The organism is Sphaerospermopsis reniformis, from assembly GCF_005402885.1.
Taxonomy (GTDB): domain Bacteria; phylum Cyanobacteriota; class Cyanobacteriia; order Cyanobacteriales; family Nostocaceae; genus Sphaerospermopsis; species Sphaerospermopsis kisseleviana.
Map to the genome: position 1 here is coordinate 21,864 of NZ_BJCE01000026.1, position 14,032 is coordinate 35,895.

Sequence of the window (14,032 nt, forward strand, 5' to 3'; positions counted from 1 at the left end):
CTACTTTAGAAATAGCCCACCCAAAGCCCCAATTTTCATGAACAGCGATACCCAACTTAGCCTTTTTAACGAATCAAACTTTAATCAAAAAGACTTGATTCCTACAGATGCAAAAATTCCCATTCCGTCAGGAACTTATACAAGTTTGACGGAATTAACACCACATTGTCAAAATTGCCATCGTTGTGAGTTGGGTGAAAATCGCACTCATGCTGTAGTGGGAAGGGGAAACCCCCAAGCTAAAATCATGATTATTGGGGAAGGTCCAGGACAAAATGAAGATGAAACTGGTTTACCATTTGTGGGTAAGTCTGGGCAATTATTAGATAAAATTTTGGCATCTGTAAATTTGAGTACGGAGCATGATGTATACATCTGTAATATAGTAAAATGCCGTCCACCGGAAAACCGAGTTCCCACCCCCGAAGAAATGGCCGCTTGTAAACCTTATTTATTAGAACAAATTCGCTTAGTTGATCCAAAAATCATTTTATTAACAGGTGCTACTGCTGTTAAAGGAATTACAGGTAATAAACAAGGAATTACGAAAATTCGCGGACAGTGGATAGACTGGGAAGGGCGTTTATGTATGCCTATTTTTCACCCTTCCTATTTGTTACGTAATTCTTCCAGGGAAAAAGGCTCACCAAAATGGTTAATGTGGCAAGATATACAAGCTGTTAAAGCTAAATATGATGAGGTGACTGGGTGACTGGTGACTGGTGACTGGTGACTGGTGACTGGTGACTGGTGACTGGTGACTGGTGACTGGTGACTGGTGACTGGGTAATCAATTTTATTTTTACCAATTACCAATTACCCATTACCCATTACCCATTACCCATTACCAACCATAACAAATTAAATAACTATTCAAAAAAATATGATTGATATTCTCATTCTTTCTAATGGACCAGGGGAAGTTACAACTTGGGTGCGTCCTGTCGTTAAAGCATTAAGAGAACAATTAGGATATGATATTTCTCAAGTGCGAATTTCTGTGATTTTATCACCTTGTCCTCATGCTAGTGGTAGAGAAGTAAGTATAGCTAGTTCCTATCCAGAGGTAAATAGAGTGCAAGCACCTGAGCATTTTTGGCAGTTTTTATTAACAGGAAAAACAGCCGAAAATTGGGACTGGAGAAAAAAAGGTGTAGTTGTATTTTTGGGAGGAGATCAAATTTTTCCTGTCATCATTGGTAAAAAATTAGGATATAAAACCGTAGTTTATGCAGAATGGGAAGCACGTTGGCATAATTTTATAGACTGTTTTGGAGTGATGAAACCCCAAGTGATCAAAAATGTCTCACCTCAATATGCACATAAATTTACCGTTGTCGGTGATTTAATGTTAGAAGCTGCACAACAGCTTATCACATCCAAAAACCAAAATCCAAAATCTAAAATTGAATTGATTGGAATTTTACCAGGTTCAAAAAAAGCTAAGTTAACTCAAGGGGTACCTTTAACTTTAGCTATTGCTGAATATATTCACTCTAAAAAACCAGAAACAAAGTTTTTTATTCCTGTTGCACCAACTTTAGATTTACCAACATTAGCCAGTTTTGCAAATCCTGAAAAAAACGAATTTACTCAAGCTTTCGGTTTTAACGGTGCATCTTTAATAGATAATTCTATGCAAACCTCTACAGGTTTAACAGTAGAATTAAAACAAGAAAACCCTGCTTATCATTTATTATCTCAATGTGCAATTTGTCTAACTACAGTAGGAGCAAATACCGCAGAATTAGGCGCTTTGGGAATACCAATGATTGTATTATTACCTACTCAACAATTAGATGCAATGCGTTCTTGGGATGGTTTACCAGGTTTATTAGCAAATTTACCGGGTTTAGGTTCTGGTTTTGCTAAATTAATTAACTGGTGGTTTCTGAGAAATAAAGGTTTATTAGCTTGGCCTAATATTTGGGCGCAAAGTGAAATTGTACCGGAATTAGTGGGAAAATTGCAACCGGACACTGTGGGAGAAATGGTTTTAGATTTGTTAGAAAATCCTGAAAAGTTAGCAGCAATTAAAGATAAATTACGCAGTGCTAGGGGTGAAGGTGGTGCTGCACAAAAGTTAGCAGGTTTAGTGAAGGACATTATTGTAAGATGATAAAACCCACATTCCGCACTTCAAAAAGTAGTATGATTTAACTTTTAATTCAAGGTGTGCAATCAGTTATCAAAAAGATAACCAATGAAATCGTCAAACCAGAGAGAATAACTAGGGTTTGCTGAAAAAGTTATCTGTGAAAGCTAGGTGACAGGTGGTTAGTTATGTTCAATTATTTTGAATATGCAATTTTATAAAATCTTCTCTAATCAGAGTTTTTTTGGCAAATAGGTGAAAAAAATAATGCAATAAGCTTAGTTACATTTGAGTTTCTTTTTCAAAAATGCGATCGCTAAAATTTTACCTCATCCCTCAGCTAACATAACATATTGATATTTTTGATCTAGAAGAAAAACGCAATGTTTACGCCAATCAAAAAACTACCAACTTACTTGGTTATACACTGCCAGAAATTCAATCCAGAAATTCAATCAAGTGGAGAAACTTTAATACCCAGGATTTCTCATCCAGAAAATACCATAAACAATGATAGGAAAATAGCTGATAATATCATAAAATATTAAATTTGTCAATTTAGTTGAATATTCCCAAATAACAGCACTACATTATTTGGGTAGACTCCTATTTGCGTTATAGATTAGCAAAGGTTGAGCAATGTTAACTTCATCAGAAACTCCTATCATAGCGGCTGTAGTGCTAGTCGCTTTCGGCATTTTGGGTTGGGGCTTTTATCGTGCCAGACCTTTTGGTAAGCTGGGTATCTTAGCCTGGTTACAGTCTGTAGTATTAATGGCTCCCTGGCTGGTATTTTTTGGTTTGTTTGCTGCGGGCATTTATATCAATATAGCAGGTGTATTGTTATTGCTAGTGCTTTCCACAGGAATATACATCTTCTTAGGTAGACAATTACGCCAAGCTGGCCAAGATGCCATTATCAAAGCTAAGGCAACTGAAAGACTTGCCAACGAAGCTTTAGAAGCACAAACCACACCGGAAAATTCTGATCAACCTGTAGTGGTAGCAGAAGTAAAACTGGAAACCATCACCATCCCGGAAGAAGATTTAAATACCATCAAAGGTATTTTCGGTATTGATACATTTTTTGCCACAGAAACCATACCCTATCAAGAGGGAGCGATTTTTAAAGGTAACTTGCGGGGAGATGCAGAACAAGTTCACAACCGTCTCACCCAAAGATTGCAAGAGCGATTAGGTGATAAATATCGTCTTTTTTTAGTAGAAAATACAGATGGTAAACCAGTGATGATTGTGCTACCGAGTCGCACTGATCCTAAACCAATGCAGTTATCGCAAAAAGCATTTGCTGTAATTTTATTAGTAGCAACTATCGCCACCAGTTTGGAAGCTGCGGGTTTACTGCTGAATTTTGATTTATTTGCCAACCCATCAAGAGTTTCGGAAGCTTTACCCATAGGGTTGGGAATTTTTACAATTTTGATCGCTCACGAAATTGGACATTGGTTATTAGCACGTAAACACCAAGTCCGCCTAACTTGGCCTTTTTTCCTCCCAGCGGTGCAAATAGGCTCTTTTGGAGCAATTACCCGTTTTCAGTCTCTCTTACCCAACCGCAAAGCGTTATTTGATATTGCTTTAGCTGGTCCTGCTTTTGGCGGTATTATCTCTTTGATCATGTTGGTGACAGGGTTGTTACTTTCCCACCCTGGTAGTTTATTTCAATTACCCAATAAGTTTTTTCAAGGTTCAATTTTAGTCGGTAGTTTGGCGCGAGTTGTGCTAGGTTCGGCTTTACAAGCGCCTTTGGTGAATGTTCATCCTTTGGTGATAGTTGGTTGGTTAGGGTTGGTAATTACAGCTTTAAACCTGATGCCAGCCGGACAATTAGACGGGGGGCGTGTTGTTCAGGCAATTTATGGACGTAAAACCGCAGGAAGAGCGACAATTGCCACTTTAATCGTTTTAGCTTTGGTATCTCTGGGTAATACTTTGGCTTTTTATTGGGCAATAGTGATTTTCTTTTTACAACGAGATGCAGAACGCCCCAGTTTGAATGAAATTACTGAACCCGATGACGCAAGAGCCGCTTTAGGTCTTTTGGCTTTATTTTTAATGGTTAGCACCCTTTTACCATTAACTCCCGCTTTGGCTGGAAAGTTGGGAATAGGGTGATTGGTGATTGGCTTAACGGGTGACAAGGCGGTTGAAGATGAGATGTGGCAATTATTTGAGAAAATAAGGGGGGAGAAAAATCTCACAGGGGTAGGTTTTTAATATTAACTGTTCCCAGATCCCCGACTTCTCAAAGAAGTCGGGGATCTAGCTTGTCTATTTTTCTAATTGGAAGAAGACTCCACCTTTGAGTGTTTCTGCTTCCTGTCCGTAACTACTGACTGTAAGCGATCGCAAATTGTCAAACAGTGGTTTACCCAACAATTCCACAAATTTAAGTAAGGGTTGTTGACTTTCTAGAAATTCTTGGCTTTTTTTCCAATCAATATATATATAGCCTTGGTTTGGTTGAGGTAAGTTAGCAATACTATCCTGAAAGTTGGAATTTTCCATCAGGGTATGTTCTTGATGGGTAATAATTTTTTCCATCAATGCTAAGTCAGAGGTAATAATTTCATAATTATCAATGCTTGTATGCGCCCCTTTAACTTTTGCTTCAATGTTGACAGATGAATTTTCAGGAATAGCTTTTAACTCTGTCCAAACGGCAATTTTTTGATTGTTTAAAATCAAAGAACTAACATTAAATTCGTTGTTTGTGGCAATGTTATCTAATTTCGCTATACCTTGTTCTAACTGCGGTGTTTTTTCTACTACAAACACCCAATTGGGATTTATATTTTTATCTTGATTTGCCTCTTGATTTGGTAAAATTGCTAAGGCATATTCTCCACTTACCCAACTAAAAATATCCTCTTTCCAGTTTATATCCCAGCTTTTTTGTACATCTATTAAAGGTTGCATCCATCTGGCAATAGCTTCTTGAGAAGAACCATAAATAGTTGCTGTTGCTTGTTGCCAAAGTTTATCTAAGTTGCTATTGGGTAAATTACTCAAATTTGCACCAGCAATTGCTAAACCTGCTGACTCTGGAATATACTTTAAGGCATCCACAGGTTTAGATAATGGTGTAAATACAGAAGCAACTTTTGAACTAGGTAAATTTGATCTAGATAAAAATGTGCTTTCTGCCAGCATACCTTGAGATTTTAAAACTAAAGAAAGAATTTGACTCTTATAAGTTGATTCTGCTAATTCTAAACCTTGCCATTGTGCCAATGTGGGTAATTTTAAGAAAGCTACAGCTACAGCATTTGTTGGTAATTCTTTTACAGCTTTTTGATATTCAGAATCACTACTTAAATTCAAATTTGGTGCTTGAATATTATTAATAGCTTCTTTGACAACTTTCAGATCATTAGCAAATAAAACAAAGTCATCAATAACCGCACCAGCTAAGGAATTTTGGATTTTGGATTTGGTATTTTGGCTTTTTTTGGATGTTATTATTTCTGGTGTATCATACAGTAATTTGACACCTTTATATTGTTCTACTTCTAAATTTGTTCCTGCTAAAGTTCGTCGAGAAAATAACAGTTCAACAAACTCACGGCTTTTTTCTGGGTTGTTTGTAGCTAGTGCCATCAAATACCCTGGTTGTAACCCATTTTCTGGATCACGATCAATATCTTCACTGGTAACAGCTAAGGTAATTTCATTACTTAGCCAAGGTTTGATATCATCATTGAAATTTATGTTAGTTTTTGCTAATAAACTATTTTTGATTTGGGAAATTTCCCCTTTTTTTTCTATTGACTGCAAACCTTCAGGATTGACTAATAAAGACACCATTGCAGGTGCTACATTAGATACAAATATAGCCGCCCCTGGTTGAGATATGGGAGTATTTAATTTTACTGGACTTTTGAATAAAAACCAGTAAAAGCCAGTAATAGCAAGTAATACAGCAACTACACCAGCTACTATAAACCTAAAAGATAAACGTTGATTATTCACATTCAACCTATTTTCTCGCTTTTCTGTCACCATGAATAGTATGACAAATATTAGGATTGTTTAGAGAAACTGCATGACTGGTCAATCTTTTACTGAAATTAAGGTTAAAGAACTAGCGGAACGTTTAGCAAATGCTGATTCTGGTTTACAGTTAATAGATGTGCGTGAACCACAAGAAGTAGCGATCGCCAAAATTGATGGTTTTGTCAATCTTCCTTTGAGTGAATATGAGCAATGGAACGGGGAAATTTTCACCCGTTTTGATGCCCATGCGGAAACCCTGGTATTATGCCATCACGGTATGCGTTCTGCTCAGATGTGTCAGTGGTTAGTTTCTCAAGGATTTACTAACGTTAAAAATATTATAGGTGGTATTGATGCCTATTCTATTTTAGTTGATCCTGTAATTCCAAGGTATTAGGGACTGGGGACTGGTGACTGGTGACTGGTGATTGGGTAATCAATTTTATTTTTCCCAATTACCCATTACCAATTACCCATTACCAATTACCCATTACCCATTACCCATTACCCATTACCAAAATATTATTTATCTTGTAAACGAATATCAATGACAGAAGCGTTGAAATTATAGTTAAACCCTTCTAATTCAAAAGGCATACCTATTTTAACTTTACTATTACCTAAAACTGGACCACTATCAGTAACTTGAGCTTTGCCTTCTAATGTCAAAAGAAAATCTGTACTAAAATTGTTTGCCCTTGGATCTGCTAATTCTTTAACTGTACCATCTGGTTGGGGAACAGTGACAGTTCTTGCTAGTTGTTGAATAGATTTAATGCCAATTTGTCCGTAGGGTTGATTACGAATAATTACATTTGTTTTACCGCCTTTGATAAATCCTTGTTTAAATAACTGCTCAGGATCGCGGACATTTAAACCACGCACTACTAAGTCTACTTCAATAGGTACTGTCTTTGTGCCGACTTGAGCAACAGAACCGGATGTTCCAGGAAATATAAAGATGCCGATGATCACTAATAAGATTACCAGCGCAGCACCCAAATCTAGTAAGTTGATTTTGCCGAATAAGCGACCTTTGGAATCTAAAATACGCATAACAAGTTTGTTTGAGGTTGGGGTGAATTAAAACAGAGTTTTCAAGGGAAGTAACAATTGTTCCTACTAGATAATCAACTAGATAATCAATTAATACGGTTGGATAGTGCAGTTATGCGACAGTCTATCATGGCTGGTATAGTTAGGATCAGGCTGGCTGATAGAACAGTTGACAATTTCTGATTTTTAATCATAGCGTAGACTTTAGGGATTGGGAGCAACGCGATTTTGTGAGGTAGGGCAAAAAAAGTGCGATTCCTACGGAGCGCTTCGCTATCGTCAAGCCCAAAACAGGCATCGCTAAAAATCATTGACCGTACAGTAAAATAATTTTACACATAGACAATAAATAATATTATTGATATAACTCGATCAGATTTGAGGAGTTGAGGCAGACTGGTCTTGTGGTCAAAAAAAAGGTAGGATTCCCAAAGAGAAAACAGGGAACGCCTACGATTAATGAAAAAAATATATTCTAGTCTTGATTTAACCAAATGTTTGAAAGATTTTCAAGAGCAAGTTACGAAACTTCTAGAAATCTCTAATATCGCCGAATGGAATGGACAAACTTTGAAGGCGCGTGAAGAAAATATTAGAAAAGCCGCATTAATATTGGCAGGAGAATGTATCAGTTTATTGCTGTACAATCTTTCTCAGTCTCAAGAAGTTCATCATCAGGCCATGAATCAGACTCAAGGTTGGTGGCATCCAACAACGAAAAAACATGGCTACAAAAAAAGACAAATGTTAACATTAGGGAATGTGGAAGTCACCCTGAAATTACCTTATGTGGTTGAGAACCAAAAACAAGTAGATGTAGAATCAGATAAAGATAAAAATCAAAATAAAAAACCTATCAACACAGGATTTGTGCCATTTCTAAAATGGTTAGGAATAGAAGAAGGATTAACACCGAGTGTTTGGTCAAACATTGCTCAATATGGTGCAATTGGTGGTTCATTTGAAGCGGCACGTAAAATCTTAATTGATTGGGGAATAGATATTAGTTTAAAACGAATTGAAAGACTGACATACAAGTTTGGTAAAATAGGCATTAATTTACGTAATGAAAAACTCACGGAACTTCAATTTGGCTCTTTATCTACCAAGAATGTTCTGAAAGACCAACGGGTTGTAATTGCTGTGGATGGCGGACGCACAAGGATTCGGATACCAAAAAAAGGAAGACCTAGAGCCAAGACTAACCGTCGAGGTTTTACAGGAGAATGGATTGAGCCAAAATTATTAACTATCTATGTAGTTAATGAACAGGGTAAAAAAGTTAAAACTTCAGCAATTCCTATTACTAATGATGGCACTTATCAAGGATATAAAGGTTTTTGCAAATTTTAGAAATGTATTTGGTTAATTTGGGTATAAGTCAAGCTAAACAAGTGCTATTTATCGCTGATGGTGCGGAATGGATATGGAAACATATTCCTCCGCTTTTAGACCGCTTAGGTTGCCCATCTGAAACTTATCAATTATTTGATTTCTACCATGTCACCGAACATTTACAAGTTTTTGCAGATGCGGCTTTTACTGAAGAACAAGAACGCAAGGCTTGGTTTCACAAAGCTAGGAGAACTTTAAAAAAAGGTCAGGCTTTAACATTAATTCATGAGATGGATAAATTTATTGCTTTAGCAACAGCAGCGCATTCTAAAATTTTAGTTAAACAAAGGGATTATCTTTTACGTGCTTATCGGGAAGGGCGTTTGAATTACTCTAAAGTTTTAGCCCGTAAATTACCTATTGGTAGTGGTGCTATTGAAAGCTTGATTCGCCAAGTTGTTAATTTAAGAATGAAAGGAAACAGTAAATTTTGGTTAAAAGAAAATGCAGAAATTATGTTACATCTACGTTGTCAATGGATAGCTGGAAGTTGGAATAATTTCTGTAATTCCATTTTTACCTCTTTTATAAATCCTCAAGCTGTCACATAATTTTATACCTACCACTGCTACTTATCAGATTATTATGTGCCAATCAATACTTGCTATTTTGATTACTGAAGTAGACAGCTTATTTTCATCAATCCTACATCATTTAATTAACCGTCTTCTTGGGATATTTCCAGAAGATATATTGTCATGCCTTTTTATTGATTAAATGTAATTTATTTAACATTAATTTCAGAAAAATATTTTAGCGATGCCTGTTTTGGGCTTGGCGATAGCGAAGCGCTCCGTAGGAATCGCACTTTTTTTGCCCTACCTCACAAAATCGCGTTGCTCCCTTAGGGATTGAGTTGAGAATGCAACCTAGTAAGCTGTAAATGCGTCCTTATTTTCAGTTCTCACACAACTCTCTTGTCACGCTGATTATGATTAACTGGAATAAATTTTTGGCAAGTTACCGTGTATGGCGGCGGCGCTGGTTATATCCGTTGATTTCAGTAATTGTTGCTATAAGTCTGTGCTTGAGTACACCCTTGCCCAGCAAAGCCATAGACTTATTACCACTTTTATTCAAAGGTGTACAAGTATTTCAATTATCTAATTTATCTACTCGTCAGGAAGTTGAGCTTGGTAGGCAGATGAATAATGAACTGCGCCAAGAGGTCAGAATTTCCCGGAATCGGCAGCTTAATAGCTATATAGAAGAAGTTGGTAGAAGGTTAGCAGCTAATAGCGATCGCTCTAATATTCCTTATACTTTCCAGGTAGTTGAAGATGATGCGGTAAATGCTTTTGCAACTTTAGGCGGTTTCGTTTATATAAATACAGGATTGATACAAGCTGCGGAAAATGAAGCAGAATTAGCGAGTGTTATTGGCCATGAAATGGGGCATATTGAGGGTAAACACTTGGTTAAGCAGATGCGACAAAGAGCGATCGCTAGTGGTATAGCAACAGCTACTGGCTTAAATCGCAGTCAAGCTGTAGCTATAGGTGTTGATTTAGCTCTCAACCGTCCTCGCAGTCGTCAGGATGAATATGATGCTGACACAAGAGGACTAAGAATTTTAACACAGGCTGGTTATGCTCCCTCTGCGATGGTTTCGTTTATGAAAAAGTTACAGGGAAGAAGTGTTATTCCCACCTTTTTGAGTACACACCCTGGAGCAAGCGATCGCATTAAGTCACTTCAACGCCAAATAGACAGTTTGCCAAGTCATAGCAATGATGGCTTAGATAATGCAGCTTATAAGAAAATCGAGTGAGCCAAAACCACGCCCGATCAAGTATCTCCGCCACGCTCCGATACTTGATCGTACCATGGCTTCGCCACGCAAGCTATCAGGCGGTGGATGTAGGCGAACGGCTTGACCCTTTAGGACGCAGAGTGTCAATAGACTCGTTGCTTATGGCGACGACTGACTTGGATCTGATGTGGTGAAATCCTCGTAACTGCTTTTTCCAAAGGCAAAGTACGAACCTTGTTGTTAAACACATTGGCTTGATAAACTAAGTTGTTGGTAATATCCAATCCGGTTAACCAACCACTACGGGGATGATAAGCACCTGTATCAATATCTAACCAGCCTTCTCCTTGTGCTAATTGACCAGGGGCAACCCCTGGTAAAGTGAAGGTGATGGTATGACCAACAATAATTAACTTATTACTAAAGTATGGTAGTTCCATGCTGTGAAATTCATCACGTATCCAGCAAAGTTCCTGGGACGTTTGTTCAGAGACAGACTTTCTAGGGTCAACACCTGCATGGGTTAACCAAACATCTCCCAAATCAAGATATGTTGGTAGATTTGCCAACCAATCTAGATGGTCTTGGGGAATTTGTGCTGATTGATAACTGGTAATCGTTGCTTGTCCGCCACTATAAAGCCATGCCTGTATTATTTGATTAGAGTTAAAATCTTTACTCATTACACTTAAAAGCATCAACTCATGATTACCGAGCAAACAAGGATAGTTATTTTTCTTAACAAAATCTACTACCTGTGCGCTTTGTGGTCCACGATCTATTAAATCCCCCAAAAAATAAACTTGATCTTCTGATGTAGGGGCAAATTCCTTCAGAAGTATCATTAGACCTTGATAGTAACCATGTACATCACCAATAATGATTCTGCGTGGCCTGGTTTCACTCATTTGTTCTAGTTGGGAATCAATAAATTGACTGATATAGTTTTACTACAGTTTTATTTGTGGTATTTTCATCTGTAGGGTTGACTGATATCTGATTAATTATACAGAAATTCTTAACAAGAAATTTTAACAAAGCTCGGAACTATGACTAGATAGTCATCACAGACCATTCTACAGGTGTGTAAGTTTTGTATTGCACAAGAGAAAAAACCACTAAATTGTTAAGTGATATTACAAACTTTGGAAAAATATTGAGAAATCGTCCGTCAGCCAAACATGGTTCTAAGGTAGAACCTATAGGATAGACTTGAGGCAAATAATGATGAATAAGAATAATATTCAAAACTATCGCTTTGTCTGCACCTTGACATTTGGCGATATATACGGTCAAATCATTGCTTGGTTAATTACAATTACCATTAGTTTGGCATCAGCTTTAGCATTGATGGGCGCTAGAAGACCAGTCTATGCTTTAGCTACGGTAGGACTTGTGATTGTTCTCACTTTGCCTTTCTTGCTGTTTGCTTTTGTTACCACGTTGTTAAATCATATCGAATTGGCTGCCGTAGAACCAGGAACAAAAACTGAACCTATACCTGGCAATATTTCTCAACAACAGCCTGTTCAAGCTACCAGTTAATATTGGTGACTGGTGATTGGTAATTGGTGACTGGTGACTGGTGATTGGTGATTGGTGACTGGTGACTGGTGATTGGTGATTGGTGACTGGTGATTGGTGACTGGTGATTGCGAATAAACTAAGAATTGATAATGAAGAATAGTATCCCTGTTTATGGACAGGGTATTTTTTTGGAATTAAGGATTGAAAATAAAATGTTAGAACATGATGTAATTATTGTTGGTGGTGGTTTAGCGGGATGTCGAGCGGCGTTAGAAATTGCTAGAACTGATCCCAGTTTAAAAGTTGCCGTCGTTGCTAAAACCCATCCTATTCGTTCCCACTCAGTGGCTGCCCAAGGGGGGATGGCAGCATCTCTAAAAAATGTTGATCCTGAAGATAGTTGGGAAGCACACGCTTTTGATACGGTTAAAGGTTCTGATTATTTGGCGGATCAAGACGCTGTAGCTATTCTAACACAAGAAGCGTCAGATGTGGTGATTGATCTAGAACATTTAGGAGTTTTATTTTCCCGTTTACCGGATGGTAGAATTGCTCAAAGGGCGTTTGGTGGACATTCCCATAACCGCACCTGTTACGCTGCTGATAAAACCGGTCATGCAATTTTACATGAATTAGTCAATAACTTACGCCATCATGGTGTGCAAATTTACCAAGAATGGTATGTAATGCACCTGATATTAGAAGATGGACAGGCTAAGGGTTTGGTGATGTTTCACTTGGTAGATGGACATATTGAAGTAGTGCGGGCTAAAGCCGTGATGTTTGCAACGGGGGGATATGGTCGTGTTTATAACACTACTTCTAATGATTATGCTTCCACTGGTGATGGTTTGGCAATGACAGCTTTGGCTGGTTTACCGTTGGAAGATATGGAATTTGTGCAATTTCACCCAACAGGGTTGTATCCGGTAGGGGTATTAATTTCCGAAGCAGTACGGGGTGAAGGTGCTTATTTAATTAATGCTGAAGGCGATCGCTTTATGGCGAATTATGCCCCAAGTAGAATGGAACTTGCACCCCGTGATATTACATCCAGGGCGATCGCCTACGAAATTCGCGCAGGAAGAGGTATTAATACTGACGGTAGTGCCGAAGGTCCCTTTGTTTACTTGGATCTGCGTCACATGGGTAAAGAAAAAATCATGAGTCGTGTACCCTTCTGCTGGGAAGAAGCACACCGTTTAGTTGGTGTAGATGCAGTCACCCAACCCATGCCAGTACGTCCTACTATTCATTATTGCATGGGTGGTATACCAGTGAACACAGATGGACAAGTGCGCCGCAGTGCAGATGAGTTGGTAGAAGGTTTTTTTGCGGCTGGGGAAACCGCTTGTGTATCTGTGCATGGCGCGAACCGCTTAGGTAGTAACTCGCTGTTAGAATGTGTAGTTTATGGCAGACGTACTGGGGCGAGTATAGCTAGATATGTGCAAAACCGCAAATTACCAGCAATAAATGAACAACATCATATAACAAAAGCAAAACAAGAAATTCAAAGTTTATTAGATCAAAAAGGAAAATATCGCATAAATCAAATTCGCCAAGAATTTCAAGATACAATGACTCAATTTTGTGGAGTATTTAGAACCTCTGAATTAATGAGTGAAGGGTTGGAGAAAATAGGAGCAATGCAACAGAAATATACAGATATTTATTTAGATGATAAAGGCAGTTGTTGGAATACGGAATTAGTAGAAGCGTTGGAATTAAAAAGTTTAATGGTAGTAGGAAATACGATTTTACAATCTGCATTTAATCGTCAAGAAAGTAGAGGAGCGCATTTTCGGGAAGATTTTCCAAATCGGGATGATGAGAAGTTTTTGAAGCATACAATGGCATATTATTCACCTGCAGGTATTGATATTCAATATATGCCGGTGGTGGTGAATATGTTTGAACCAAAAGAGAGGAAGTATTAAGTTTATTTAGAGGAATTTTCTCACGCAAAGGCGCAAAGGCTCAAAGGAAGAGAAGAAGGTAAAAATTCTTCTTTCTCTGCGTTCTCTGCGTCTGGAGCGGTTCGTTTAAAAAAAGAGGTTCTTCAGTACCTAGTATGCCAAACTATTAATTAAACATCAAAAATGTGTTTAAAAATAAAGGCAAAAAGCCATATCCCATGACAAATACCTAAAATGTTAATAAATAATGCCCGTATTTATTATATCATA

General features: G+C 37.8%; 11 protein-coding genes and 1 pseudogene. 8 read left to right on the forward strand and 4 right to left on the reverse strand.

Going from position 1 to position 14,032, the window contains the following annotated elements; all coding sequences use genetic code 11:
• Positions 1-37 precede the first annotated feature (37 nt).
• Positions 38-712, forward strand: a complete 675-nt coding sequence (locus tag FFR48_RS06015; RefSeq protein ID WP_137666716.1) for a uracil-DNA glycosylase — start codon at positions 38-40, stop codon at positions 710-712.
• Here the strand turns inward: FFR48_RS06015 and FFR48_RS30010 are convergent.
• Positions 687-809, reverse strand: a complete 123-nt coding sequence (locus FFR48_RS30010) for a hypothetical protein (protein WP_268932415.1) — start codon at positions 807-809, stop codon at positions 687-689. The two genes, FFR48_RS06015 and FFR48_RS30010, sit on opposite strands and share 26 nt — an antisense overlap.
• Positions 810-883: 74 nt before the next feature.
• On the opposite strand from FFR48_RS30010, the gene FFR48_RS06020 reads away from it, so the two are divergent.
• Entirely contained in the window at positions 884-2,119 is a 1,236-nt protein-coding gene (locus FFR48_RS06020; protein ID WP_137666717.1) for a glycosyltransferase family protein, read from the forward strand.
• A 615-nt stretch (positions 2,120-2,734) separates the two neighbouring features.
• On the forward strand, positions 2,735-4,231 hold the full coding sequence (locus FFR48_RS06025) for a site-2 protease family protein (protein ID WP_096565488.1): 1,497 nt from the start codon (positions 2,735-2,737) through the stop codon (positions 4,229-4,231).
• A 156-nt stretch (positions 4,232-4,387) separates the two neighbouring features.
• Here the strand turns inward: FFR48_RS06025 and FFR48_RS06030 are convergent, their stop codons facing one another.
• Complete coding sequence (locus tag FFR48_RS06030) at positions 4,388-6,121, reverse strand: DUF3352 domain-containing protein (protein ID WP_137666718.1); 1,734 nt, start codon at positions 6,119-6,121, stop codon at positions 4,388-4,390.
• A gap of 40 nt (positions 6,122-6,161) precedes the next feature.
• On the opposite strand from FFR48_RS06030, the gene FFR48_RS06035 reads away from it, so the two are divergent.
• Complete coding sequence (locus tag FFR48_RS06035; protein WP_096565484.1) at positions 6,162-6,509, forward strand: rhodanese-like domain-containing protein; 348 nt, start codon at positions 6,162-6,164, stop codon at positions 6,507-6,509.
• A 125-nt stretch (positions 6,510-6,634) separates the two neighbouring features.
• Here FFR48_RS06035 and FFR48_RS06040 read toward each other — a convergent pair whose 3' ends face one another.
• Positions 6,635-7,168, reverse strand: coding sequence for a DUF4330 domain-containing protein (locus tag FFR48_RS06040; RefSeq protein ID WP_137666719.1), 534 nt, complete (start codon positions 7,166-7,168; stop codon positions 6,635-6,637).
• Between the two features lie 459 nt (positions 7,169-7,627).
• On the opposite strand from FFR48_RS06040, the pseudogene FFR48_RS06045 reads away from it, so the two are divergent.
• Both FFR48_RS06045 and FFR48_RS06050 read left to right on the forward strand, forming a co-directional pair.
• Positions 7,628-9,114, forward strand: a pseudogene (locus tag FFR48_RS06045) (ISLre2-like element ISCst1 family transposase).
• A gap of 380 nt (positions 9,115-9,494) precedes the next feature.
• On the forward strand, positions 9,495-10,334 hold the full coding sequence (locus tag FFR48_RS06050) for a M48 family metallopeptidase (protein WP_096572437.1): 840 nt from the start codon (positions 9,495-9,497) through the stop codon (positions 10,332-10,334).
• 125 nt (positions 10,335-10,459) lie between these two features.
• On the opposite strand, the gene FFR48_RS06055 is transcribed toward FFR48_RS06050, so the two are convergent.
• Positions 10,460-11,224, reverse strand: a complete 765-nt coding sequence (locus tag FFR48_RS06055; RefSeq protein ID WP_137666720.1) for a metallophosphoesterase family protein — start codon at positions 11,222-11,224, stop codon at positions 10,460-10,462.
• Between the two features lie 319 nt (positions 11,225-11,543).
• Here FFR48_RS06055 and FFR48_RS06060 point away from each other — a divergent pair, with 319 nt between their 5' ends.
• On the forward strand, positions 11,544-11,861 hold the full coding sequence (locus tag FFR48_RS06060) for a hypothetical protein (protein ID WP_096572435.1): 318 nt from the start codon (positions 11,544-11,546) through the stop codon (positions 11,859-11,861).
• Positions 11,862-12,055: 194 nt separating this feature from the next.
• Positions 12,056-13,783, forward strand: a complete 1,728-nt coding sequence (locus FFR48_RS06065; protein ID WP_137666722.1) for a succinate dehydrogenase/fumarate reductase flavoprotein subunit — start codon at positions 12,056-12,058, stop codon at positions 13,781-13,783.
• Positions 13,784-14,032: the final 249 nt, after the last annotated feature.

Excerpts from the sequence above, each read along its gene's own strand:
- FFR48_RS06030 (WP_137666718.1), bottom strand. The coding sequence starts at position 6,121 with ATGGTGACAGAAAAGCGAGAAAATAGGTTGAATGTGAATAATCAACGT.
- FFR48_RS06060 (WP_096572435.1), top strand. The coding sequence starts at position 11,544 with ATGAATAAGAATAATATTCAAAACTATCGCTTTGTCTGCACCTTGACA.
- FFR48_RS06025 (WP_096565488.1), top strand. The coding sequence starts at position 2,735 with ATGTTAACTTCATCAGAAACTCCTATCATAGCGGCTGTAGTGCTAGTC.
- FFR48_RS06050 (WP_096572437.1), top strand. The coding sequence starts at position 9,495 with ATGATTAACTGGAATAAATTTTTGGCAAGTTACCGTGTATGGCGGCGG.
- FFR48_RS06020 (WP_137666717.1), top strand. The coding sequence starts at position 884 with ATGATTGATATTCTCATTCTTTCTAATGGACCAGGGGAAGTTACAACT.
- FFR48_RS06065 (WP_137666722.1), top strand. The coding sequence starts at position 12,056 with ATGTTAGAACATGATGTAATTATTGTTGGTGGTGGTTTAGCGGGATGT.
- FFR48_RS06040 (WP_137666719.1), bottom strand. The coding sequence starts at position 7,168 with ATGCGTATTTTAGATTCCAAAGGTCGCTTATTCGGCAAAATCAACTTA.
- FFR48_RS06055 (WP_137666720.1), bottom strand. The coding sequence starts at position 11,224 with ATGAGTGAAACCAGGCCACGCAGAATCATTATTGGTGATGTACATGGT.
- FFR48_RS06015 (WP_137666716.1), top strand. The coding sequence starts at position 38 with ATGAACAGCGATACCCAACTTAGCCTTTTTAACGAATCAAACTTTAAT.
- FFR48_RS06035 (WP_096565484.1), top strand. The coding sequence starts at position 6,162 with ATGACTGGTCAATCTTTTACTGAAATTAAGGTTAAAGAACTAGCGGAA.